Raw genomic sequence first — 23,456 nt, forward strand, 5'->3', positions numbered from 1 at the left:
GGGATAGAAGACCAATTAGATGCTGAGATATACATCTTTGATCGTTATGGTAAATTATTAAAACAATTAAGCCCAAGTGGTCCAGGATGGGATGGGACGTATAATGGTAACCCAATGCCAACCAGTGACTATTGGTTTACGGTTGAGTATAGAGAACCAAACGATACGACAAATACAAGAAAACAATTTAAAGCTCACTTTACTTTAAAAAGGTAAATAAGCAAGATTAAATAACACCAATAAAAAAGCCTGAACAAATGTTCAGGCTTTTTTTATAATAAAACACTTTAAAAAGGTATTAGTTAACTTCAAAAGTAATTTTAAGGTTAACTCTAAAATCTACAACCTCGCCATCTTTAACGCTAGCGCTTTGGTCTTGTACATAGACAGATCTAATATTTTTAACACTTTTAGACGCATGCTTTACTGCTTTTTTAGTTGCATCTTCCCAACTTTTATCTGAGTTTGATAATGCTAGATGCTGTAAATTATTTCATTATAAAATATTATGCGTGAAAAAGTAGTGCATAAAAAAACCTGAACATTAGCTCAGGTTTTATATATAGTTATTAATATTAAGCTTTAAATCTTAAACCCTAATGTTAATGTGATGTTTGAGTTAGAATTGTCTATTGTCGCAGTATTTGTAAGTCCTGTATTATACAATTGATAGTTGATGTCTTGTTGTGATCTGCTGTATGATACATCTAAATTTGTATTTCCAAAATTATAACCTAAACCTAATGAGTATCCTGTAAGGTTGCCAATGGTGTTTTTGTCTGTATATGGACTTTCTTCAATTCTGTATCCACCTCTAAAACTAAATTGTTTCAATTTATATTCTGCACCAATTTTATAGGTTGATGCTGCTGTTAAAGCATTTTCGATGATAGTGTTTTGTTGGTTGAAATATCTGTCAGAAGTTGGTTTAAATTTTGTTTTACTATGATCCTTTCTAGAGTAATCAAAGCTAATTAAACCTTTTGTTCCAAAGACATAAGCTAGACTTCCTGTAATTTTACTTGGGGTTTGTAAACGATAGGTTTCAAATATATTAACAATATTAGGGTCTACAACTTGATAAAAGTCACCATTTGTATCGTCTATAACTAATGTTTCTAGATATTGCGTAGTTTCATCTTGTATGCTCATCCAAGTTGGAGATTCATAAGTTAAACCAGCTCTTAATTCGTTTGTTAATTTAAATATACCTCCTAGTTGAAAAGAAAAACCTGATCCATTTGAAGATAAAGTGTTGTCAAATAATACTTCTCTTACAGTTGAGTTTTCATTAGTGTTACTTTCATATAAGCTAGTAAAGCGCTCGTAGTTTAGAAAATGAGAATTTAGATTTAAACCAAAATAGGTGTCCTCTCCATATTGTGTACCAACATTAAAACTAATCTTACCGTTATAGCCAGTGGCAACGTAATTGTAATCTTGATTAAATGTATTTCCCTTGATATTGCTAGTATAAGTACTGTTATTATCATCAAAAGTGTCAGGTTCTAATATGTAGGAATCATAACCTAAAAAAGCTTGCTGATTTTGATATCCAAATGCACTACCAATTTCTGAATAAGCTACAGTAGTAGATTCTCCAGGTAATGCTGATATTTCATCCAAACGTAACCCTTGTGCATTAGCTAAAAAATATTCTCCAACACTAGTATTACCAGTTCCATTTGCTCTCCAATCATCGTCATAATTTTTAGAAATATCATAGTTGATACCTAAGGAAAACTTTTTCCATAAAGAGTTAGTGTCAGTGTTTTTAAATATAAAAACACCTCCACCTTGGTTTAAATTAACAGATGAGTTTGATGATTCATTAATCCCGTTAAAGTAACTAATGTTGTTATCATTGTTCTCAATACCTAAAGATATAGAGGCATAACTACTTGTAAAAACTGCAGAACCTGCAGGGTTGACACTAAAGGCACTTAGGTCTCCTCCAAGCGCTCCAAAAGCACCACTCATACTTTGGAATCTTGCTGTTCCTTTAATGTCTCCACTAGAGTATCTTAACGCGTCATTTATGTTTTGAGCTTGACTTATAGACATAGATATAACACCTATGACTAGTATAAATAATTTTTTCATAACAATTTAGAATTTTATTTTAACCTCTTCCTCTTCTTGAGCTACCTCCAGATGTAGATCGACTTCTAGAAGGAGAGCTTGATCTAGGTGTAGAGATACTTCTTGGTGTAGAATTATTACTTCTAGGCGTTGATGTATTAGTTCTAGGTCTAGGCGTAGAGGTGTTTGTTCTAGGTCTAGGAGTTGACGTATTTGTTCTTGGTCTAGTTGTGTTAAGTCTAGGCTTAGTAGTAGAATTTGTTCTAGGTCTTGTTGTACTTGTTCTAGGTCTAGTTGTAATATTTGTTCTTGGACTAACACCTGTATTTCTAGAATATCTTGAGCTTAAAACAGAATTTCTATTCACAATTGAGCCTCTTCTTCCTGAGTTGTAAGATATACCTCTTCTATGGTAACCATTGGTATAGCTATATCCATAACCGTAGCCATAACCATAACCGAAATTATTAAAACCATAATATGGAGATCTCCAGTATGGGTTATAAAAACTATTATTCCATCCCCAACCATAATTCCAAGAATATGGACTATTCCATCCCCAATTATACCAACCATTCCAACCCCAAGGTCTGTTCCAACCCCATCCATAGTCGTTGTAAAAGCCAGTATCATGAATATTAATTATTACATTACTGCTTGTTTCTCCCCAACCAGCGTTTGGTTCTGTCACTTCTACTGTATCGTCATAGTTACCTTGATAAGTATCAATATCAGTAAAGATTTCATCAGTTTGACTATAAGCTTCAGCTTCATCAGCTTTTTCTCTAAAATAATTAGCGTAATAATCATTATTGCTTTCAGCAGGTATAGCTTCAGACTCATATTGTCTGTTTTCAGTACCTGTTTCGTATATGCCATCACTTGTTTGTCCAACATATTGGTAAGAGCCACAAGAACTTAATGTTAAGGCAGCCAAAAGCACAGTAAATACCTGCACTTTATTAGATAAGTAGTTAATTAATTTCATATCGTGTTGTTTTTAATTGTTGAACATTACAAAAATAGTTAGTTTTGTCCAACTATTTTATTATTTAACATAATCACAATTTTTGTGCCAAAAGACTATATATGAGTAAAAAACTAACAAGTAGAGCTGAAAATTATTCCAAATGGTATAATGAGTTAGTTGTTGAGGCTGACCTAGCAGAAAACTCAGCAGTAAGAGGTTGCATGGTTATTAAACCATACGGATTTGCTATTTGGGAAAAGATGCAAGCAGAGTTAGATAGAATGTTTAAGGAAACAGGTCATCAAAATGCATACTTCCCTTTATTTGTGCCTAAAAGCTTATTTGAAGCAGAAGAAAAAAATGCTGAAGGTTTTGCTAAAGAATGTGCAGTAGTTACACATTATAGACTACAAAACGATCCAGATAACCCAGGTAAATTAAGAGTTGATCCTAATGCTAAGTTAGAGGAGGAGTTAGTAGTAAGGCCAACTAGTGAAGCAATTATCTGGAATACATATAAAGGTTGGATACAATCTTATAGAGATTTACCATTATTAATCAATCAATGGGCTAATGTGGTACGTTGGGAGATGCGTACGCGTTTATTTTTACGTACAGCAGAGTTTTTATGGCAAGAGGGACATACAGCACACGCAACTAAAGCAGAAGCAATAACTGAAGCAGAATTAATGAATAACATATATGCCACATTTGCTGAAAACTTTATGGCTATTCCAGTTATTCAAGGTTTAAAAACCGAAAGTGAACGTTTTGCAGGAGCTGATGAAACGTATTGTATTGAAGCGTTAATGCAAGACGGAAAGGCTTTACAAGCTGGAACATCTCATTTTTTAGGACAAAATTTTGCAAAAGCATTTGATGTAAAGTTTACATCTAAAGAAGGAAAGCAAGATTATGTTTGGGCAACATCTTGGGGTGTGTCAACAAGATTAATGGGAGCTTTAATAATGACGCATAGTGACGATCATGGATTAGTGTTACCTCCAAATCTAGCACCTAATCAAGTAGTAATTGTTCCTATTTATAAAACTGATGAACAATTAGACGCTATTACCGAAGTGGTAAATGGTATAATAAAAGATTTAAGAGCTAAAAATATATCTGTTAAATATGATAATAGAGATACCTATAGACCAGGAGCTAAGTTTGCACAGCATGAATTACAAGGTGTGCCTTTAAGAATAGCAATAGGATCAAGAGATCTAGAAAACGGAACTGTTGAGTTAGCAAGACGTGATACATTAACTAAAGAGGTTGTTGCATTAGATGGGTTAATTGATAAAGTGGAAGGATTAATGACAGAAATACAAGACACCTTATTTAATAAAGCTAAAAATTACAGAGATAATCATATTACAGAAGTAGATACTTTTGAAGAATTTAAAAAAGTTTTAGAAGATAAAGGTGGATTTATCTCTGCGCACTGGGATGGAACTGCAGAAACTGAAGAAAAAATTAAAGAAATTACTAAAGCTACTATAAGATGTATGCCTTTAGAAGGAAAAATTGAAAAAGGGATTTGTGTGCTTACTGGCAGAGAATCAGCACGTCGCGTATTGTTTGCAAAAGCGTATTAAATTTTTTTTTATTTTTTTTATAAAAATTGTTGCAACACTTAAATATAGTTGTATATTTGCACCCGCAATGGAAACGTTGCTAAGTTATTTGAAAGAGTTTGTAAGTTTAAAAAATATGTTTTATATTTGCGCTCTCAATAATCAAATGGCCCGTTCGTCTATCGGCTAGGACGCATGGTTTTCATCCATGTAAGAGGGGTTCGATTCCCCTACGGGCTACAATTTTTATTAAAAAAATAAGGAAACAAAAAATGGCAAATCATAAGTCAACTTTAAAAAGAATTAGAAGTAACGAAGCTAAGCGTTTGTTAAATAAGTACCAGCATAAGACTACACGTAATGCTATTAAAAAATTACGTGAATTAGAAGACAAGAAAGAAGCTGAAGCTTTATTTCCTTCTGTAGTATCTATGTTAGACAGATTAGCTAAGAAAAATGTTATTCACACTAACAAAGCTTCTAACTTAAAATCTAGTTTAGCTAAGCACGTAGCTGCTTTATAATTAGTTTTTAGTTTCTAAAAAAATATAAGTGCTTCATTTAATGAAGCACTTTTTTTATGCCTTATATTTTGGAGGTCTTTGTTTTTAATGAAAACAATATCCTTTGGTATTGCGTTAGCGGTAGTAGTGGATAGCTTTTGGCGAGCTTGCGCTTTGAGCCAAAACTTGTAACGGATGACGCGACCTTTATCCTGAATTAAAATCAGGATAAAGGTAACGCCCTAAAAAAATAGAACTATGTTAAGATTATAGTTTGTTTTAATACATAAAAAAAGCCTTAACGATTGTTAAGGCTTTTTTAGTTTATGTGTTTTAGTGTTTAACCATTCATTGAGATTAAAAACTCTTCGTTGTTTCTAGTCTGTTTAAAGCGGTCATTTATAAATTCCATAGCTTCTACAGGGTTCATATCTGCAAGGTACTTGCGCATTACCCACATACGTTGTATGGTTGTAGCGTCTAATAAGATATCGTCACGACGTGTGCTTGATGATGTTAAGTCAATTGCAGGGAAAATACGACGGTTAGATATTTTACGGTCTAATTGTAGCTCCATGTTACCTGTACCTTTAAATTCTTCAAAGATAACTTCGTCCATTTTAGATCCTGTTTCTGTTAATGCTGTTGCAATAATTGTTAGTGATCCTCCATTTTCTATATTACGTGCAGCTCCAAAAAAGCGTTTTGGTTTGTGTAATGCATTGGCATCTACACCTCCAGAAAGTATTTTTCCTGATGCTGGTTGTACGGAGTTGTATGCTCTGGCTAAACGTGTGATGGAATCTAATAGGATTACAACATCGTGTCCACATTCTACCAATCGTTTTGCTTTTTCTAATACGATGTTAGCAATTTTTACATGCTCATGCGCTTCTTTATCAAAAGTAGAAGCAATAACTTCTCCACGCACATTACGTTGCATGTCTGTTACTTCTTCAGGACGCTCGTCAATTAGTAATATCATTTGGTATACTTCAGGATGGTTTGCTGCAATTGCATTGGCAACATCCTTTAAAAGCATTGTTTTACCTGTTTTTGGTTGTGATACAATCATACCACGTTGTCCTTTACCTATTGGTGCGAACAAATCCATGATTCTTGTAGAAATAGTCGCTTGCTTTTCGGCAATATTAAATTTTTCTTGTGGGAATAATGGGGTTAAGTGCTCAAAAGCAACACGATCTCTAACCACATTTGGATTTTGACCATTTATTTTGCTTACTTTAATTAAAGGGAAATATTTTTCGCCTTCTTTTGGAGGTCTTACATGACCTAAAACCGTGTCTCCAACTTTTAATCCAAACAAACGGATTTGAGATTGTGATACGTATATATCGTCTGGTGATGATAAGTAATTATAGTCAGAAGAACGTAAAAAACCGTAACCATCCTGCATGATGTCTAAGACACCTTCACTTTCTATAATAGCATCAAATTCAAAATCTGGTTCTCTGTAACGATTACGGTTGTCTTTGTTTCCGTTATGTTGATTACCATTTTTTTGATTGCTATTTTTTTGGTTTGGATTTTTCTGATTGTTATGCTTTGGACGATTAGATTGCTTGTTATCGTTTTGTTTATCGTCTTTATTGTCGTTAGACTGCTTGTTTTTTTGGTGATTATGAACCGGTTTTTTTGGTTGTGGTTTTGCTGGTGACTTTGTTACCGATGTTTTCTCACTTGCTTCTTTTTTGACTTCAACCTCTGGTTTTAAATCTAATTGAGGTTGTTTAGTATTATCCTTTTGTTGTGTAGGTTTACTAACTCTTGCTCTTTTAGGCTTAGGTGTTACAGGTTTTTTTGAAGCTTCTGTTTTAACAGTTGCTTTTTTGGCTGGTGTATCCTCTTTTTTTACTTCTAAAACAGCTTTTGGGTCTGCTGCTTGCTTGTCTAGTATTTGATATACTAAATCTAATTTTTTTAATGAACGAAACTTTGAGACATTCAGTTTTTTAGCTATATCCTGCAATTCAGGTAGCTTCATTTCTTTTAATTGTGAGATTTCAAACATTGATGTTGAATTAACTTATGTGTTGATGTAATTTGAATTGATTATTTCTTGAAGAAAATAAGATATACTTCTGAAGAATTAACGTCTTGCTAGTGTGAGTGTTGCAAACCGTTACGCAATTATACAACTTTTATTTTAATTTTTTATTTAAGTGCTAATGTTTATTCATTTTAATAATTGTCTAAATTTTTAATCAAGTATGTTTCATTTATTATAAAAGAAACTATATTTTTGTCATTCATACCATTTGAAATTTTAATATGTTACAACGTATACAAACCATATATTTATTAATTGTTGCTGCAATTTCTGGTGGACTTATTTTTGTCTTTGAGTTATGGACAACAACTAATGAGGTTGTGGTGTTTGCAAAAGATGAGCTACTTGTTTTTGGCTTGTTTATAGGGTCTGCGTTATTAGCTTTAGTTTCAATATTTAGTTTTAAAAATAGAAAGTCTCAATTTATGCTGGGACGACTTAATCAGATATTAAATTTAATTTTACTAGGATTTTTCGTGTATCGAATACTAAATGCATCTGGAGAAGCAAATGATGTTTCAGAGAAAGGTGTTGCGATTTTCCTCCCTGTTATTTCTATCGTCTTTTTGATTTTATCAAATAGAGCCATTAAGAAGGATGAAGATCTTGTAAAATCTGTAGATCGTCTACGTTAAACCTAACATCTTAGTAGTATTAGTGCGAGAAAAAACCGAAGTGAAAGCTTCGGTTTTTTTTATTTTCTTGGATATTCAATAACTTCTAGATTATCAATTTTACCATTATCAACGGTAAAGCTTAGCATGGTACGTACATTATGAAAACCATGGATGCCTATTGCTCCAGGATTCATGTGTAATAAACCTAGTTTTTTATCGTGCATTACTTTTAATATATGTGAGTGTCCACAAATAAATAATTTAGGAGGGTTTTTAATAATTTCGTCTCTAACTCTAATATTGTATCTATTTGGATAACCTCCAATGTGTGTAATCCAAACATCAACCCCTTCAATAGTAAAGCGATTGTTTTCAGGAAATTCCACACGTGCTTTATCATCATCAATGTTTCCCCAAACAGCACGTAATGGTTTTAAAGCCTTAATAGCATCTGTGACTTTTAAATCACCAATATCTCCAGCGTGCCAAACTTCGTCCGCTTGTTTGACGTGATTAAGTACAGCATCGTCCATGTGACTATGTGTGTCTGATAGTAATAATATTTTTTTCATTTATACCAAAATTGTTTTCAGGAGGATCTGTTTCTGCAAAAGTGCTAAACTTAAATTTATTTTTTTGTAAACTATTCTTAAAACTTTAGGCTTGTGAGTTGAAGCTTCTGTGTTTGTATTATCTTTGCTTTTTAGAATGTAAAAATACAGCTTTCTTGCGCTATTTTATAGAACTCTCTTATAACGGAACAAATTATCATGGTTGGCAAAATCAGCCCAACGCTATATCTGTACAAGAAGTTTTGGAAAAAGCATTGTCTACTATTTTAGGAGAAACTATTACTGTCATGGGAGCGGGACGTACAGATGCAGGTGTACATGCTAAACAGTTGTTTACGCATATGGATACAGATGTTGCATTTAAAATTGATACGTTACAGTATAAATTAAATTCTTTTTTACCTAATGATGTGGCTATCCAATCCATATTTAAGGTAAAGCCTGATGCTCATGCACGTTTTCATGCTACTAGCAGAGCCTATGTGTACAGAATTGCGTTAAGAAAAAGTCCTTTTAATTTTGATCAGACTTATTTTTTAAAACAGTCTTTAGATATTGATAAGCTTAATCAAGCGACTAAAATATTATTTGATTATACAGATTTTCAGTGTTTTAGTAAGTCTAATACAGATGTGCATACCTATAATTGTGATATTATGGAGGCAAAATGGGAAGTGGTAGAGGACGAAATTCATTTTACAATAAAAGCAGATCGTTTTTTGCGTAATATGGTTAGAGCAATTGTTGGTACGCTAATAAATATTGGTATTGGTAAATTGGAAGTTAATGACATGCATACAATAATACAATCTAAAAATAGAAGTGAAGCTGGTTATTCCGTACCTGCTAAAGGTTTATATCTAATAAAAGTTGAGTATCCTGATACTATAAAATTAAATGACTAAGACTAAAGAAAACATATTTGATTTACAGCTATTTAAACGTTTGTTTAAATACACAAAACCTTACAGAACCGTTTTTTACGCATTAATAGTGTCTGTTTTAATATTAGGTGCTTTAAGTATTGCAACACCTGTATTACTTAGAGAAATTATAGACCAGCATCTAGTTAAAAAGGATTACAGTGGTTTTGTATATCTTATAATATTAATGGTTGTGCTACTGGTAGCACAAGTTTTGCTACAATTGTTTTTTATATTTTACTCGTCTTGGTTAGGATTAAAAATGGTAAAAGACATACGTGTTAAACTATTTGACCATATTTTAAGCTTCAGGATGAAATATTTTAATACCTCTTCTGTAGGTGTTTTAATAACAAGAGCTGTGACAGATATGGAGCGTATTGCATCTGTTTTTGGTGATGGATTATTTACAATAGTAAGAGATTTATTAGTCATGGTTGTCATTTCTGGCGCTATGTTATATTATAATTGGCAATTAAGTTTAATTGTGTTTGTAACGTTACCAATTGTATTATTTGCAACTAAAATTTTTCAGCGTTACATGAAACGTGCGTTTGAAGATGTACGTAATGAGGTCTCTAACCTAAACTCGTTTGTGCAGGAGTGTGTAACAGGTATGAAAATTTTGCAACTGTTTACAAGAGAAGATACCGAATATAAAAACTTTAAAGAAATTAATAATCGTCATAAAAAAGCGTGGTTAAAAACGGTTTGGTATAACTCGATATTTTTTCCAATTGCAGAATTTTTAGGATCGTTAACAACAGGTTTGGTGGTGTGGTTTGGTGGCTTAAATATATTAGTTGAAGGTAGTAATGTTACACCTGGAGACTTATTTATGTTTATTACCATGATCCCAATGTTGTTTAGACCTTTACGTCAAATAGCAGATAAGTTTAATACGCTTCAAATGGGTATGATTGCTTCTAATCGTGTGTTTAAAATACTAGACACAACCTCTCATATTGATAATTCAGGAAACTTAATAGCAAACAACTTTAATGGTGTAATTGATTTTGAAAATGTACACTTTAGTTATGTGGAGGATGAAGAAGTCCTAAAAGGTATCAGTTTTAACGTTAAAGCTGGAGATACTGTTGCTATTGTTGGTGCTACAGGAGCAGGAAAAAGTACAGTTATTAACTTGTTAAACCGTTTTTACGAAATTAATTCTGGTACCATATCTATAGATAATACAGATATTAAGAATTATACTTTAGTTTCTTTAAGACAGCAAATAGCAGTTGTGTTACAGGATGTGTTTTTGTTTGCAGATACTATATTAAATAACATTACTTTAAATAATCCTAATATAACCGAAGCTGATGTTATACAAGCAGCTAAAGATATTGGAATACATGATTTTATTATGAGCCTTCCAAACGGTTACCATTATAACGTTAAGGAAAGAGGTGTGATGTTATCTTCAGGACAACGACAATTAATTTCTTTTTTACGTGCGTATGTAACCAATCCAAGTATTTTGGTGTTAGATGAAGCCACGTCGTCTGTGGATTCGTATTCAGAACAATTAATACAAACTGCAACCGAAAAAATTACTAAAGGACGTACATCCATAGTTATTGCTCATAGATTAGCAACGATCCAAAAGGCAGATAATATTATTGTTATGGATGCAGGCCAAATAGTTGAGCAAGGCACACATGAGCAATTGCTTAAAAAAGAAAATGGATATTATAAAAACTTATACGAAGTACAGTTTTTACAAGCTGAAAAGGTTGCTTAGTTCTACATTTTATAGACTAAAGCGTAATAACACTTATTAGTTTACCCCAATTTTAGTAAGTAATTTTTTTGTTTTAGAAATTTCGGCAGTAGTTTTTAAGTAAGCTAAATCGCGACTTTTTCCATTAGTTAGTTTTAACGACAGTCGTTTAGATCCAAATACTGTTTTTTCTGTTAATCGTTCTATTGTATTAATTTGAATGTTCTCTTGACTTGATTTTTTGAAAATGAAAAAGTATAAAACTACTATTGAAACAATCCCTAATATTAACCAGATGATTTGCATAAAACCAATACCGTCTTCACTAATATAAGAAACATTAAGTATGGCGTTAATAAGGTTTAAAAACATTAACGCTTTTATCATAAAATATTGAGATTTTAATCCATCTTTAATCTCAATTGTCTTGTTTTTTTCGTTGTAATTAATCTGCATTCTAATAGCTTTCAATTAAAATAAAATAGAGTAAAAATTTTGTTTGAAATCTTGTTTATACTGAAACTTTTAAGGCTTAATCTAAATCTTCTTTCAAAATTTCAGCTAATTCAATAGTGTTTTCAAACGGAAGGAATTCGCCATTTCTAAAGCAAGAAATTTGTCCAGTTTCTTCACTTACTGCAATTGCAATAGCGTCAGTACGCTCTGTAACACCAACAGCTGCACGATGACGTAAACCAAAACGCTGTGGAATGTTTTTCTCGTTATTTACAGGCAGAATAACACGAGTAGCTTTTACAATATTATCTTGTATGATTATGGCTCCATCATGTAATGGGCTATTTTTAAAAAAGATACTTTCTATAATAGGTTGTGTGACTTTAATATTCATTTCGTCACCTGTATTGGCTAAAAAATCAAGATTATTATTACGTTCTAACACAATTAAAGCTCCAGTTTTGGAACTACTCATTTTATTGCAAGCAGATATAATAGCATCAATATCTGTGGATGTACCTTGTTCTATCTTTAAAAACTTTAACTGACTTAAAAACTTGCGTCGACTAGCAAAGTTTGTGGATCCAACCATTAACAAAAACTTTCTGACTTCTTGCTGAAATACAATAATTAACGCAATAAAACCTACACTTATAAAACCACCCAAGATTTTGGTAAGTAAAACCATTTGTAAGGCTTCAACCGTTAAGTATATAAAATAAATAACTACAATACCGATAAAGATATTAATAGCTACAGTACCTTTAACTAGCTTGTATACATAATAGAGTAGTAGTGCCACTAACACCACATCAATCATGTCTATCCAACTGAATTTTAAAATGTCTTTAAATATTTCCAAGGGAAAAGGGTTTTTGTAAAATTAATATAATTGGATTGATTTAATCAAAAATGAATTCGTTATTACTAATTTCTGTGTTTTCAGTTTCAAAGGTTTTTATTATTGATTTTAATGAAATGTAATCTTGGAATAATAACGTTTTTTTAAAACCTAAAACAATATAACTTCCTTCTTGGTTAATTTCGGTTTGTAAAAGCTTTTTAAGTTGGCTATAATCACTTAAAATAGTTTTATTGTCTATGGATATTTTAATTTTATCTAATGAAAAACACATAATATCAATAATTTTATTGTCTTCATTTATGGAGCTATTTGAAATTCCTTCTTCATTTTCATGTAAATAAACAACATCAGTAAAATCAATAAAGCCTAAATTTTTAATACTAGTATCATTACAGGTATAATAATTTCTAGCTTTTTCATTTTTATGCATAGTTGCATTGCGTTTCTTCTCTTGTAACTTTATTATAGATGGTAACGCTTGTTCTAGTGTTAAGCGCTTATCTACATTTACCAACCAATTTGTAGAAATAATTAAATTTTTTCGGTTTAACTCAACGCTATCTTGTTTGGTTTCATCATAAAAAATATAAGCAGGCGATACGTCTAAAACTTCTGTTATGTCTGCATTTTTAATTTCTGGTAGTTGCAGTACTTTTTCATTTCCGCAGGAAAAAAATAAAAGAGCTATACTGATAAGTAAAATTCTGTTAAACATGTAATTGGTTGTAAAGTGTGATACATTCTTGGGCTTCTTTAACATCGTGTACACGTAATATTTTTGCGCCTTTTTGCAAAGCGACCATGTGTAAAGCAGTAGTCCCATTTAAGGCGTTATTTGCTGTAGTTTCTAACGTTTTGTAAATCATAGATTTTCTAGATATACCAGCAAGTAAAGGTAATTCTGTGATGTTTAATAGCTCAAAATTATTTAATAGTTCAAAATTTTGTTCTAACGTTTTAGCAAAACCAAAACCAGGATCTAAAACTAAATCAATAATACCTAAAGCACGAGCTGTAGCGATACGTTCTGAAAAATAAAAGTTTATGTCTTTTATTAAGTTATCGTATTGTGTTAAGGTTTGCATGTTTTGAGGTGTGCCTCGCATATGCATCATAATATAAGGCACATGTAAATTAGCGATGGTTTGTAACATGTTATTGTCTAAATGACCTGCCGAAATATCATTAATCAAAGCTGCTCCAGCCTCAACTGTTGCTTTCGCAATAGTACTTCTAAACGTATCTACCGAAATATTGATGTCAGGAAAATTACTAACCAAAAGTTTAATTATCGGTAAAATACGTTGCAATTCTTCGTCTTCAGACACAAAGGGTGCATTTGGTCTAGAGCTATAAGCGCCAACATCAATAAAAGTAGCACCTTGATTTAACATGGTTTCTACTTGATTTAAAATAGAACTTTCATCTTTGTAACGTCCACCATCAAAAAAAGAATCTGGTGTAACATTCAAAATACCCATTACTTTTGGGGTACTTAAATCTATAAGTTTTCCTCTACAATTTATTGTCATTTGTACACTTATATAAGGTGTTGGGATAGTGTTAGCAAAACTTTAAACCCTAAACCTTGAACTTTAAATTATTTTATGCGAAATTTACGCAAAATTCATTTAGAGTTTATCAAATATGCAAGATACTTCAAAACAATACGATGCTGTAATAAAAACCTGTCGTGACCTTTTTATTAATAAAATGACAGATTATGGAAGTGCATGGCGAATTTTACGTTTACCATCATTAACCGATCAAATTTTTATAAAAGCGCAACGTATTAGAGGGCTGCAACAAAATGACGTACGTAAGGTAGATGAAGGTGAGCAAAGTGAATTTATTGGAATAATCAACTATTGCATTATGGCTTTAATCCAATTAGAAAAAGGCGTAGTAGAGCAACCTGATTTGGAAGTTGAAGAAGCTACTGCTTTATACGATGCGCAGGTCAAGGCAACAAAGCAGTTAATGCAAGACAAAAACCATGATTATGGTGAAGCTTGGAGAGACATGCGCGTTAGTAGTTTAACCGATTTAATTTTACAAAAATTATTACGCGTTAAGCAAATTGAAGACAACTCCGGAAAAACAATTGTAAGCGAAGGGATTGATGCTAATTATCAAGATATGATTAATTACGCCATTTTTGCAATGATACATTTAACAGAACAATAAAATTGCTTTTGCAATTTAATAATTGATATTTAATTAAAGTTATGAAATACATAGTTGGTTTTTTAAGAATATTTGTTGGTATATTTTTTATTATTTCGGGATTTATAAAGCTTAACGATCCTATTGGATTTGCTTTTAAATTAGAAGAGTATTTTGGACCAACCGTTTTAGATTTACCATTTTTTATTCCTTATGCTTTAGGGATTTCAATAATAGTAGTTGTTTTTGAAGTGCTTTTAGGTATCTTTTTAATCATTGGGTACAAGCCTAAATTTACGGTTTGGAGTTTATTATTAATGATTATCTTTTTTACATTCTTAACGTTTTACTCAGCGTATTATGATAAAGTAAAAGATTGTGGATGCTTTGGTGACGCCATGAAAATGGATCCATGGGAAAGCTTTGGTAAAGATGTGTTTTTGTTAGTTTTAATTTTAATTATTTTCTTCGGAATAAAACATATTAAACCATTTTTTAATAAGCTCACAACTACAATAGTGTCTTTATTAAGTTTTATAGCTTGTCTTGGTTTTGCATACCACGTATTAATGCATTTACCAACAATAGATTTTAGACCATTTAAAATAGGAAACAACATTACAGATAACATGATTGTTCCAGAGAATGCACCACAACCTGTAATTGAGTATACATGGACGTTTAACGAGAATGGTACAGAAAAACAATACATAACTGATGGATCTTATCCAACATCAACAGGAGAATATGTAGGTGTGACAACAAAAACAATATCAGAAGGCTATGAACCACCAATCCATGATTTTTCTATTGAAAAAGATGGAGAGGATTTTACGCAAGACATCTTAACGCGACCAAATGTATTATTAGTTGTTAATTATAATTTAGCAAAATCTGAAAGTGATGGATTAGTCGCTGTAAAACAAATCACAGATAAAGCAATCGCAAATGGTTATGACGTTATTGGTTTAACAGCATCTGGACCAGATGAGGCAAATGGTGTAATCTCAAATTATAAATTAGGTTTTGAGTATTATTTCTGTGACGAGACTGCTTTAAAAACAATCATCCGCTCTAATCCAGGACTTTTAAAATTAGAAAAAGGAACCATTATCCAAAAGGTACATTGGAATGATGTGGACCAATTAATGTTACCTAAAGTAGATAGACCAGCACCTAAGGTTGTAGATGATGGAACTGCTCATATAGCTGATAATAAAGTTTTTAATAAAGAACAATTTGAAGCGTTAGAATTAAGTGAAGATCAAATTGAAAATGTATTTGTTTTTAAAGATGCTTCAGAGGTTAAAACCGTTATTGATTCTATAAATGTGGCAGATGGTAAAAATTATACTAGTATTGTGAAATTTGTGACTAAAAAAACAGAATAACGTTACTTCAAGTGTTTTGTGAGGCACGAGCAAACTATATCGAGAAGCACATTATTTTGTAAAGCAGTAGAACAACGTATCTAAAATAAATAAAACAATCTGATAACCTATTTACTAAATAAAACCCTGTATGCATTACTCACATTATTTGGTGTGGTAACTGTTATATTTCTTTTATTTAGTGTGCTTCCAGGAGATCCAGCACAAATGATGTTGGGTCAAAACGAGGATAGTCAGCAATTAGCCATTATCAAAAAAAAATATGGTTTTGATAAGCCTGTTGTGACGCAGTATTTTTATTATTTAAACGATTTGTCACCTATCTCATTTCATTCTAAAACAGAAGGTGATTATACCTATTTAAGTCAAAATAAATACTCAGCAACGCAACTGTTTTCAATAGGTAACACAACTACAGTTATAAAGTTTCCGTACTTGCGGGAATCTTTTACCAAACAAGGTAAAAAAGTAAGCCAAGTATTATCAGAGACCTTACCCAATACATTTGTGTTAGCAGTTTCATCAATATTAATAGCAATCTTTTTAGGTGTAATATTAGGTGTGATTTCAGCATTAAAAAAAGACACATTTTTAGATAAAATAATTCAAATATTAAGTACCTTAGGGATGAGTGTGCCATCCTTTTTTAGTGCCATATTATTTGCATGGTTATTTGGTTTTGTATTACATAAATACACCAATTTAGAAATGACAGGAAGCCTATACGAGTTGGATGATTTTGGCGAAAAAATGCACATTAAATGGAAAAACTTAATCCTTCCAGCAATTGTTTTAGGTATAAGACCATTAGCAGTAGTCATACAATTAATGCGTAACTCCTTATTAGAAGTCTTTAATCAAGATTATATCAGAACAGCCAGAGCAAAAGGCTTATCCGAGTTTCAAATAATAAAAAAACACGCCATTAAAAACGCATTAAATCCAGTAGTCACTGCAATCTCAGGGTGGTTTGCAAGTATGCTAGCAGGCGCAGTGTTTGTGGAGTATATTTTTGGATGGAATGGATTAGGAAAAGAAATAGTAAATGCGCTTAACACCTTAGATTTACCTGTAATTATGGGTTCTGTGTTAATTATCGCCTTACTATTCATTATAATTAATATTTTTGTAGATATAATATACACTTGGTTAGATCCAAAAGTTAAATTAGAATAAAACACAACGTCATGAGAAAAAACATAGTAGCCGGAAACTGGAAAATGAATAATGATTTACCACTATCAGAAGCCCTAATTTCAGATTTAAAAAGACAAACAAAAACATCTAATGCAGAGGTTATGATTGCGCCAACATTTACCAACTTATGGCATGCTTTTGAAGCTACAAGACATGACGATATAGAAGTAATAGCTCAAAACATGCACTTTGCAGAAAACGGAGCTTATACAGGAGAGGTCAGCGCAGACATGCTTAAAAGCGTAGGAATAAACACGGTAATCCTAGGGCACTCAGAGCGTCGTGCGTATTTTAACGAAGACGATGCTATTTTAGCCAAAAAAGTAGACCAAGCCTTATCTAAAGACTTACGCGTCATTTTTTGTTTCGGAGAAGAACTAGCAGACCGTAAAGCTGCAAATCACGAAGCAGTAGTAGAGAGTCAAATCAAAAATGCATTGTTTCATTTAGACGCTTCAGCATTCAAAAATATCGTATTGGCTTATGAGCCTGTATGGGCAATAGGAACCGGAGAAACAGCAAGTCCAGAACAAGCACAAGACATGCACAAATTTATCCGTAAAACATTACAAGACAAATACGGTAACCAAGTAGCAGACGACATGACTATCCTTTATGGAGGGAGTGTAAAACCAGCAAACGCCAAAGAAATTTTCTCAAAACCAGACGTAGATGGTGGATTAATTGGTGGAGCAGCCTTAAAAGCCGAAGATTTTTACGCGATCGTAAACGCCTTTTAAATAACAATATAAATTAAAATAATTTGGGCGTTACCACAAGGGTCGCGTCTTCCGTTATATCTTTTTTTGCCATATGTGGCAGCAAAAAAAGGATGTCACTACAACCGCTAACGCAGGCTAATCTGCAAAATACAGTACAAATTAAAATGTCAAACATTATTTACATAGGGTATTACTTTAAAGTGGAACCAATGCAACCAGGAACAGAAATTCTTATTGCAGAATTAGGTTACGCAGGATTTGAAAGCTTTGTAGAGACCGAAGAAGGGGTTACAGCATACATCCAAAAAGAAGAGTATACAGACACTATTTTGGACGATATCCAAATATTAAAGTCAGACGAGTTTAAAATCACATATAGCTTTGACGAAATTGAGCAAACCAATTGGAACGAAGAGTGGGAGAAAAACTTTAACCCAATTGTAGTTGATGATCTGTGTGCTGTACGTGCACCATTCCATGACAAGTTTGATACAGAATATGATATTATCATCGAACCAAAAATGAGTTTTGGAACAGGGCATCATGAAACCACACACATGATGATACAACATATTCTTAAAAACGATTTTAAAGATAAGTCCGTTTTAGATATGGGATGCGGTACAGCTGTTTTAGCAATACTAGCTGAGATGAAAGGAGCAAAACCGTTAGATGCTATAGATATTGATAACTGGTGCTACTTAAATAGCTTAGAAAACGTGGAGCGTAACAATTGTAAACATATTTCTGTTTATGAAGGAGAAGCAGCACTTTTAAAAGATAAAAAGTACGATACCATTATAGCAAACATTAATCGCAACATCTTATTAAACGACATTGCAACATATTCAAAATGTCTTGATGCAACAGGTACCTTATATTTAAGCGGTTTTTACCAAGAAGACATCCCAATGATAGAAAAGGAATGTAATAATAATAAACTTATTTTAAAGGATACATTAACCAAAAATAATTGGGTTGCACTTAAATTTGAAAAGGAGTAATGTTGTAAAAAATTAAATTTATCGATTAAATACATAAAATTTTAACAATTTTATTAAAAATAAATAGAGTCTTGTGGTTAAAACCTCAGGATTCTTCTTTTTTAATCAATTATCTTTGACTTGATAATTATCTCACATAAGATTAATAGCAAAACATCCTTAAACTAACATTTAAGATTGTGTGAAACATTTTACGTAAAGCAAACCATTTATTAATTTAAAATTCAACCAAAAATGAAGAAAATTAAATTTATGGCTTTAGCTAGCCTATGTTTTATTCTAGGATTACAATCATGTCAAAAAAATGAAGACACGATTATTGACGAAGAAGTTGCAGTAAAAGAAGTATCTGCAGAGCTTTTAGCTAAATTGGCAAAAGCACAAATAAATACTGACAATGCCAAAATAGTAGACTTCATGCTTCCCGATGGTTCTACCAAAGAAATGATTGAAGTTGAAGGTGATCTTTTTATGAGCGAAGAGGATATCTTAAACTTAAATGAAGAGACTTCAGCAACAGACAGAAATTATCGTACAAATAATTTAGTGTCTCAAGGTAAAACCATTACTATAATTGGATATACAGGAGGTAGTAATGCTTTATCAACTAAAGAAAGAACTGCTTTGCAGTGGGCTGTTGATAATTATAATGCGCTAAGCGGAGTTTCAATTTCGTTTCAATTATCATTTGGAACCAACTACCAGTCTAAAGATATGGTCGTGTATCATAACCCAAGTCAATCTGGTGCAGGTGGATCTGCAGGTTTTCCAAGTAATGGTAACCCTTATAAATTTGTTCAAATTTACGGTTTAGATAACTATGATACTAATGTGGTAGAGCATGTTATTACACATGAAATTGGTCATTCTGTAGGATTTAGACACACAGATTGGTTTAACAGAGCAAGTTGTGGTCAAAACCAAAACGAAGGAGCAGGATCAATTGGAGCAATAGATTTAGGCGGAAACAATCCAGAAACATCTGTAATGTTAGCATGCTTTAGTAGTGGAGAAGATGGCGAGTTTGGTATAGACGATATTAATGCACTACAAATTATGTATTAAAACTTATCTTAAATAAGTGATAAAAAGGCTTCTGTGACGACAGAAGTCTTTTTTTATATCCAATAATTTTTTACTTTTATAAAAAAAATAGTACGTATGAGTACAAAAGAAAAAATTCAAGAAGAGCACGACGTTAGCACTTTAGAACAGCCTAACAACGAAATTGTCGTTTATAATGATGACGTTAATACATTTGATCACGTCATAGATACTTTAATTTATGCTTGTGACCATACACCAGAACAAGCTGAGCAATGCACAATTCTAGTCCATTATAAAGGACAATGTACAGTTAAAACTGGTGCGTATAAAGAGCTGGAACCACGATGTACAATGTTACTGGAAGCAGGATTAAGTGCTGAAATAATCTAAAAAAAAGAGTCTTTTTATAAAGACTCTTTTTTTTTTTTTTGTAAATCACTTTCTTTTGCAAGTGTTTATACCAAAAATAGTGTATAGTGGACAAAAGTTAATAAAACTTGTAATTAATAAAATGATTGCTACAGCCATTAAAATATAGGCTAAAGTTCCGCTTACTACATTTAAATAATATAATAGTGTTATCACTATAGCCACTAATACTCTTAAGCTTTTATCTAAAGCTCCCATATTTTTTTTCATAATAAATGGTGTTAAGTATTTAAATATAAGTATAACGCATAAAAAAAGCAAGCTATAGTAGCTTGCTTTTTTTTCGTGACCTCGACAGGATTCAAACCTGTAACCTCTTGAGCCGTAATCAAGTGCGCTATTCAGTTGCGCCACGAGGCCTTTTTTTTGTGGGTGCAAATATATTGCTTTTTTATAATAACATCAAAACTTTTTGAAGATTTAATTTAATTTAATGCGTTTTTTGTCACAAATACTTTCCATCCAAAAATAGCCATTTGTATTTTAGTGGCTTTACTTAGATCTAGTTTTTGCTTTGTATAACTTGGTAGTACAAGCTTATTAACCTTTGCTAAAAACTTAAATAGTGTTTTTTTCATAAAAAAAATTTAAATTCAAAATTATTGCTTTAGTAGTTGTTAACCTAACAGACTTTAAGATTTAAAATAGTAAAACTTATTCTAGACTAAGTTTTACATTTTGGTTTAAAGTATAATCGATGTTATAAAATCGATTATTAGTTGGGCGATTGTTAGCATAATTTTAAGTTTAAGGGTTAATAATACCAATACTTTTCAGGATTGTTTTTTGAAGATATATTTTTTCATTATTATTCTCCAAACAAAAATGAATATATCTATACTTTTGACTTTACTTATTAAAGTAAAAAAATGTAAATGGTTTTAATATTTTAATTTATTCCTTAAATGTTGTTTTAATATGTAATCATAAATACTTTTTGTAGTTAGTTTTTGATATAAATGTAGGGCATTTTTTAGTGTCGTATTTTTTTTCAAGGGGATTTTGATTCAGTAGAGTTACAAAAAACGAGTTTCTATTATTTCTAATTATTAAAAGGTTAATTAACTATTGTTTAAAAGCTCGGCTAATAATATCTATTATATTTGCTAAAAATATATGCATGAAAAAAATTACTTTACTTTTTATTATTCTTATTTCGGCAATTGGGTATTCTCAATCTGTTGTTATTAACGAGTTGGATTCTGATACGCCTGGAATTGATGATCAAGAATTTATAGAGTTGTTGTCAAGTATGCCTAATTTTTCGTTAGATGGCTACGTGTTGGTTTTATTTAATGGTTCTGCATCTGGAGGAGATTCAAGTTACTTTGCCTTAGATTTAGATGGTTACACAACAGATGTTAATGGTTTATTACTTATTGGTAGTACAACTGTTTCTCCATTTCCTCAGTTAATTATACCAGCTAATCTTATTCAAAATGGTGCAGATGCTGTGGCTGTATATTTAGGGGACGACACAGATTTTCCGGAAGGGACTTTAGCAACACAAACTAATTTAGTGGATGCGATGGTATATGATACTAGTGATGCGGATGATACAGGTTTAATGGCGTTACTTGGTGTTACAGAACAATATAATGAGGGTTCTGGTAACAATACAAATTCAATTCAGCGTTTTGATGATGGATTAGGTAATCCAAATAGTATAACGTATGTTGCTACAACGCCAACACCTAGAGCTTTAAATGATGGAAGCGGAATTTTATTAAACGGAGTATTAACTTCTGTAACACAATCACAAGTTGATGAGGGTTCTGTTTTTGATATTACTTTTACTACTGAGCAAAATGTAGATTCTGATTTAACTATTGATTTTACTTTAAGCAATGGAGGTTTTGATACTTCAGATTTTACTGGTAACACATCTGTTGTTATTCCGACAGGTCAAAATACTATAGTAACAACTATTACTTTAATTGATGATGTTTTAGATGAAGGTGATGAGGTTTTAAAAATAGTTATAGCCAATTTGCCAACTGTTTATATTGCGCTAAATAATAATTTAGAAGTAAGAGTTGTGGATAATGATTTTGTGGTAGCATCTTTTGGTACACCTTTAAATCCTACTTATGGTATAGTGGCTAGCACACAACCTTCAGATTATTATAATACTTTGGATGGTTTGTCAGGAAGTGCTTTGGAGCAAGCTTTACAAGATATTGTTGCAGAAGAAGGTGTTGTAAGAGCACAAACGTATTCTGATATAATAGATATTTTGGAAGCAGCAGATCAAAATCCAGCAAACAGTAATCAAGTGTGGTTAGTGTATACAGAGCAAGGTCGTGCTAAGTTAGATTATCAAACAACTTCTAATAATACAGGAACATGGAATAGAGAACATACTTTTCCTAGGTCTTTGGCAGGTTATAATAGTATTGATCTGGACGATTTTAGAGATGGTAAAGATGTGTATTGGAATACTACAGCAGATTCACTAAGACATGGTAATAGTGATGGGCACGCTTTACGCGCTGCAGATGGACCAGAAAATAGTTCTAGAGGTAACCAACATTATGGGCAATATAATGGGCCAACAGGTACTGCTGGAAGTTTTAAAGGTGATGTAGCCAGAAGTGTATTATACATGCAAATTAGATATAATGGTTTAAGTGTTGAGTCTGGATATCCTAGCGTTACTGGGCAAATGGGAGATTTGGACGTGCTTTTAGATTGGCATAGAAATGATCCGCCAGACGATTTTGAAATGAATAGAAATAATGTGGTGTATGAATGGCAAGTAAACAGAAATCCTTTTATTGATCAGCCTGATTTAGTAGAGTATATTTGGGGAAATCAAATAGGAAATGTGTGGAGTCAGCCTTTAAGTGTTGCAAGTTTTACAACTGAAACTATAAAGATATATCCTAATCCAGCAACTGATAAATTGTTTGTTTCAGGTAAGCAGCAATTGTACAATTTATCCGTTTTTTCTTCGGAAGGAAGAAAGGTTTTATCTCAACCAGTCGTTAATAATAGTTACGTTGATTTAAAATTAGCAAGCGGTTTATATATGGTTGTTATTGAATCAGAGGATAAACGCATCACTAAAAAAATTATTATTGAATAGATTTTTGACTTATTATAAAAAAAAGCCCAAACATTTTGTTTGGGCTTTTT

Annotated in this window: 24 protein-coding genes, 2 tRNA genes and 1 pseudogene; 15 read left to right on the top strand and 12 right to left on the bottom strand. The window is 32.0% G+C overall.

Going from position 1 to position 23,456, the window contains the following annotated elements:
* Positions 1-216 (top strand): T9SS type B sorting domain-containing protein (locus tag M890_RS15800; protein ID WP_036597232.1); only part of this gene is annotated, 216 nt, incomplete at its 5' end.
* Between the two features lie 82 nt (positions 217-298).
* Here the strand turns inward: M890_RS15800 and M890_RS16605 are convergent.
* From M890_RS16605 to M890_RS0105925, 3 genes and pseudogenes are all read right to left on the bottom strand, one after another.
* Positions 299-472: pseudogene (locus M890_RS16605) on the bottom strand (dodecin family protein); the annotation flags it as partial.
* A 110-nt stretch (positions 473-582) separates the two neighbouring features.
* Positions 583-2,103, bottom strand: a complete 1,521-nt coding sequence (locus M890_RS0105920; RefSeq protein ID WP_028282652.1) for an OmpP1/FadL family transporter — start codon at positions 2,101-2,103, stop codon at positions 583-585.
* Between the two features lie 19 nt (positions 2,104-2,122).
* The gene (locus M890_RS0105925; RefSeq protein ID WP_028282653.1) at positions 2,123-3,070 is read right to left on the bottom strand and encodes a hypothetical protein; all 948 of its coding nucleotides are present in this window, start codon (positions 3,068-3,070) and stop codon (positions 2,123-2,125) included.
* Between the two features lie 101 nt (positions 3,071-3,171).
* Here M890_RS0105925 and proS point away from each other — a divergent pair, with 101 nt between their 5' ends.
* The 3 genes from proS (at position 3,172) to rpsT (ending at position 5,153) form a co-directional block, all read left to right on the top strand.
* Positions 3,172-4,650 (top strand): proline--tRNA ligase, encoded by a 1,479-nt coding sequence (gene proS / locus M890_RS0105930; RefSeq protein WP_028282654.1) that lies wholly within the window; start codon positions 3,172-3,174, stop codon positions 4,648-4,650.
* 147 nt (positions 4,651-4,797) lie between these two features.
* Positions 4,798-4,869 (top strand) — tRNA-Glu (locus tag M890_RS0105935).
* A gap of 32 nt (positions 4,870-4,901) precedes the next feature.
* The gene (gene rpsT, locus M890_RS0105940; protein WP_028282655.1) at positions 4,902-5,153 is read left to right on the top strand and encodes a 30S ribosomal protein S20; all 252 of its coding nucleotides are present in this window, start codon (positions 4,902-4,904) and stop codon (positions 5,151-5,153) included.
* Positions 5,154-5,472: 319 nt separating this feature from the next.
* Here rpsT and rho read toward each other — a convergent pair whose 3' ends face one another.
* Complete coding sequence (gene rho / locus M890_RS0105945) at positions 5,473-7,164, bottom strand: transcription termination factor Rho (protein ID WP_028282656.1); 1,692 nt, start codon at positions 7,162-7,164, stop codon at positions 5,473-5,475.
* Positions 7,165-7,424: 260 nt separating this feature from the next.
* Between rho and M890_RS0105950 the strand changes: the two genes are divergently transcribed.
* A complete protein-coding gene (locus M890_RS0105950) occupies positions 7,425-7,838 on the top strand; it encodes a DUF4293 domain-containing protein (RefSeq protein WP_028282657.1) in 414 nt (137 codons plus the stop codon).
* Between the two features lie 59 nt (positions 7,839-7,897).
* Here the strand turns inward: M890_RS0105950 and M890_RS0105955 are convergent, their stop codons facing one another.
* Positions 7,898-8,392, bottom strand: coding sequence for a metallophosphoesterase family protein (locus M890_RS0105955; RefSeq protein ID WP_028282658.1), 495 nt, complete (start codon positions 8,390-8,392; stop codon positions 7,898-7,900).
* 155 nt (positions 8,393-8,547) lie between these two features.
* On the opposite strand from M890_RS0105955, the gene truA reads away from it, so the two are divergent.
* Positions 8,548-9,297 (top strand): tRNA pseudouridine(38-40) synthase TruA, encoded by a 750-nt coding sequence (gene truA, locus M890_RS0105960; protein WP_028282659.1) that lies wholly within the window; start codon positions 8,548-8,550, stop codon positions 9,295-9,297.
* A complete protein-coding gene (locus M890_RS0105965; protein WP_028282660.1) occupies positions 9,290-11,062 on the top strand; it encodes an ABC transporter ATP-binding protein in 1,773 nt (590 codons plus the stop codon). Before truA ends, M890_RS0105965 begins: the two co-directional genes overlap by 8 nt.
* A gap of 36 nt (positions 11,063-11,098) precedes the next feature.
* Here the strand turns inward: M890_RS0105965 and M890_RS0105970 are convergent, their stop codons facing one another.
* The 4 genes from M890_RS0105970 to folP form a co-directional block, all read right to left on the bottom strand.
* Positions 11,099-11,497, bottom strand: a complete 399-nt coding sequence (locus M890_RS0105970; RefSeq protein WP_028282661.1) for a hypothetical protein — start codon at positions 11,495-11,497, stop codon at positions 11,099-11,101.
* A gap of 76 nt (positions 11,498-11,573) precedes the next feature.
* The gene (gene cdaA / locus M890_RS0105975) at positions 11,574-12,359 is read right to left on the bottom strand and encodes a diadenylate cyclase CdaA (RefSeq protein WP_028282662.1); all 786 of its coding nucleotides are present in this window, start codon (positions 12,357-12,359) and stop codon (positions 11,574-11,576) included.
* A 40-nt stretch (positions 12,360-12,399) separates the two neighbouring features.
* Positions 12,400-13,077 carry a hypothetical protein gene (locus tag M890_RS16400; RefSeq protein ID WP_051437462.1) on the bottom strand — a complete coding sequence of 226 codons (678 nt, stop codon included), beginning with the start codon at positions 13,075-13,077 and terminating at the stop codon, positions 12,400-12,402.
* A complete protein-coding gene (gene folP, locus M890_RS0105985; RefSeq protein ID WP_028282663.1) occupies positions 13,070-13,894 on the bottom strand; it encodes a dihydropteroate synthase in 825 nt (274 codons plus the stop codon). The genes M890_RS16400 and folP overlap by 8 nt, the downstream gene beginning before the upstream one ends.
* Before the next feature lie 115 nt (positions 13,895-14,009).
* Here folP and M890_RS0105990 point away from each other — a divergent pair, with 115 nt between their 5' ends.
* The 7 genes from M890_RS0105990 (at position 14,010) to M890_RS0106020 (ending at position 20,279) form a co-directional block, all read left to right on the top strand.
* Positions 14,010-14,549, top strand: coding sequence for a DUF1599 domain-containing protein (locus M890_RS0105990; RefSeq protein ID WP_028282664.1), 540 nt, complete (start codon positions 14,010-14,012; stop codon positions 14,547-14,549).
* Between the two features lie 41 nt (positions 14,550-14,590).
* Positions 14,591-15,919 (top strand): BT_3928 family protein, encoded by a 1,329-nt coding sequence (locus M890_RS15810; protein WP_036597235.1) that lies wholly within the window; start codon positions 14,591-14,593, stop codon positions 15,917-15,919.
* 99 nt (positions 15,920-16,018) lie between these two features.
* Complete coding sequence (locus tag M890_RS0106000; RefSeq protein WP_028282665.1) at positions 16,019-17,095, top strand: ABC transporter permease; 1,077 nt, start codon at positions 16,019-16,021, stop codon at positions 17,093-17,095.
* Between the two features lie 11 nt (positions 17,096-17,106).
* Positions 17,107-17,856 carry a triose-phosphate isomerase gene (gene tpiA / locus M890_RS0106005; protein WP_028282666.1) on the top strand — a complete coding sequence of 250 codons (750 nt, stop codon included), beginning with the start codon at positions 17,107-17,109 and terminating at the stop codon, positions 17,854-17,856.
* Between the two features lie 146 nt (positions 17,857-18,002).
* On the top strand, positions 18,003-18,842 hold the full coding sequence (gene prmA, locus M890_RS0106010) for a 50S ribosomal protein L11 methyltransferase (protein WP_028282667.1): 840 nt from the start codon (positions 18,003-18,005) through the stop codon (positions 18,840-18,842).
* Between the two features lie 234 nt (positions 18,843-19,076).
* On the top strand, positions 19,077-19,907 hold the full coding sequence (locus M890_RS0106015) for a M57 family metalloprotease (protein WP_028282668.1): 831 nt from the start codon (positions 19,077-19,079) through the stop codon (positions 19,905-19,907).
* A 96-nt stretch (positions 19,908-20,003) separates the two neighbouring features.
* On the top strand, positions 20,004-20,279 hold the full coding sequence (locus M890_RS0106020; RefSeq protein ID WP_028282669.1) for an ATP-dependent Clp protease adaptor ClpS: 276 nt from the start codon (positions 20,004-20,006) through the stop codon (positions 20,277-20,279).
* A 45-nt stretch (positions 20,280-20,324) separates the two neighbouring features.
* On the opposite strand, the gene M890_RS0106025 is transcribed toward M890_RS0106020, so the two are convergent.
* From M890_RS0106025 to M890_RS0106035, 3 genes are all read right to left on the bottom strand, one after another.
* A complete protein-coding gene (locus M890_RS0106025; RefSeq protein WP_028282670.1) occupies positions 20,325-20,528 on the bottom strand; it encodes a YgaP family membrane protein in 204 nt (67 codons plus the stop codon).
* Between the two features lie 76 nt (positions 20,529-20,604).
* A tRNA-Arg gene (locus M890_RS0106030) sits at positions 20,605-20,678 on the bottom strand.
* Between the two features lie 65 nt (positions 20,679-20,743).
* The gene (locus tag M890_RS0106035) at positions 20,744-20,896 is read right to left on the bottom strand and encodes a hypothetical protein (RefSeq protein ID WP_028282671.1); all 153 of its coding nucleotides are present in this window, start codon (positions 20,894-20,896) and stop codon (positions 20,744-20,746) included.
* 542 nt (positions 20,897-21,438) lie between these two features.
* On the opposite strand from M890_RS0106035, the gene M890_RS0106040 reads away from it, so the two are divergent.
* The gene (locus M890_RS0106040; protein WP_028282672.1) at positions 21,439-23,406 is read left to right on the top strand and encodes an endonuclease; all 1,968 of its coding nucleotides are present in this window, start codon (positions 21,439-21,441) and stop codon (positions 23,404-23,406) included.
* The last annotated feature ends 50 nt before the right edge of the window (positions 23,407-23,456 follow it).

Origin of the sequence: Olleya marilimosa CAM030 (assembly GCF_000518485.1) — a bacterium.
In the GTDB taxonomy this organism is placed as follows: Bacteria; Bacteroidota; Bacteroidia; order Flavobacteriales; family Flavobacteriaceae; genus Olleya; species Olleya marilimosa.

Excerpts from the sequence above, each read along its gene's own strand:
- M890_RS0105920 (WP_028282652.1), bottom strand. The coding sequence starts at position 2,103 with ATGAAAAAATTATTTATACTAGTCATAGGTGTTATATCTATGTCTATA.
- M890_RS0105925 (WP_028282653.1), bottom strand. The coding sequence starts at position 3,070 with ATGAAATTAATTAACTACTTATCTAATAAAGTGCAGGTATTTACTGTG.
- proS (WP_028282654.1), top strand. The coding sequence starts at position 3,172 with ATGAGTAAAAAACTAACAAGTAGAGCTGAAAATTATTCCAAATGGTAT.
- rpsT (WP_028282655.1), top strand. The coding sequence starts at position 4,902 with ATGGCAAATCATAAGTCAACTTTAAAAAGAATTAGAAGTAACGAAGCT.
- rho (WP_028282656.1), bottom strand. The coding sequence starts at position 7,164 with ATGTTTGAAATCTCACAATTAAAAGAAATGAAGCTACCTGAATTGCAG.
- M890_RS0105950 (WP_028282657.1), top strand. The coding sequence starts at position 7,425 with ATGTTACAACGTATACAAACCATATATTTATTAATTGTTGCTGCAATT.
- M890_RS0105955 (WP_028282658.1), bottom strand. The coding sequence starts at position 8,392 with ATGAAAAAAATATTATTACTATCAGACACACATAGTCACATGGACGAT.
- M890_RS0105965 (WP_028282660.1), top strand. The coding sequence starts at position 9,290 with ATGACTAAGACTAAAGAAAACATATTTGATTTACAGCTATTTAAACGT.
- M890_RS0105970 (WP_028282661.1), bottom strand. The coding sequence starts at position 11,497 with ATGCAGATTAATTACAACGAAAAAAACAAGACAATTGAGATTAAAGAT.
- M890_RS16400 (WP_051437462.1), bottom strand. The coding sequence starts at position 13,077 with ATGTTTAACAGAATTTTACTTATCAGTATAGCTCTTTTATTTTTTTCC.
- folP (WP_028282663.1), bottom strand. The coding sequence starts at position 13,894 with ATGACAATAAATTGTAGAGGAAAACTTATAGATTTAAGTACCCCAAAA.
- M890_RS0105990 (WP_028282664.1), top strand. The coding sequence starts at position 14,010 with ATGCAAGATACTTCAAAACAATACGATGCTGTAATAAAAACCTGTCGT.
- M890_RS15810 (WP_036597235.1), top strand. The coding sequence starts at position 14,591 with ATGAAATACATAGTTGGTTTTTTAAGAATATTTGTTGGTATATTTTTT.
- tpiA (WP_028282666.1), top strand. The coding sequence starts at position 17,107 with ATGAGAAAAAACATAGTAGCCGGAAACTGGAAAATGAATAATGATTTA.
- prmA (WP_028282667.1), top strand. The coding sequence starts at position 18,003 with ATGTCAAACATTATTTACATAGGGTATTACTTTAAAGTGGAACCAATG.
- M890_RS0106015 (WP_028282668.1), top strand. The coding sequence starts at position 19,077 with ATGAAGAAAATTAAATTTATGGCTTTAGCTAGCCTATGTTTTATTCTA.
- M890_RS0106020 (WP_028282669.1), top strand. The coding sequence starts at position 20,004 with ATGAGTACAAAAGAAAAAATTCAAGAAGAGCACGACGTTAGCACTTTA.
- M890_RS0106025 (WP_028282670.1), bottom strand. The coding sequence starts at position 20,528 with ATGAAAAAAAATATGGGAGCTTTAGATAAAAGCTTAAGAGTATTAGTG.
- M890_RS0106035 (WP_028282671.1), bottom strand. The coding sequence starts at position 20,896 with ATGAAAAAAACACTATTTAAGTTTTTAGCAAAGGTTAATAAGCTTGTA.
- M890_RS0106040 (WP_028282672.1), top strand. The coding sequence starts at position 21,439 with ATGAAAAAAATTACTTTACTTTTTATTATTCTTATTTCGGCAATTGGG.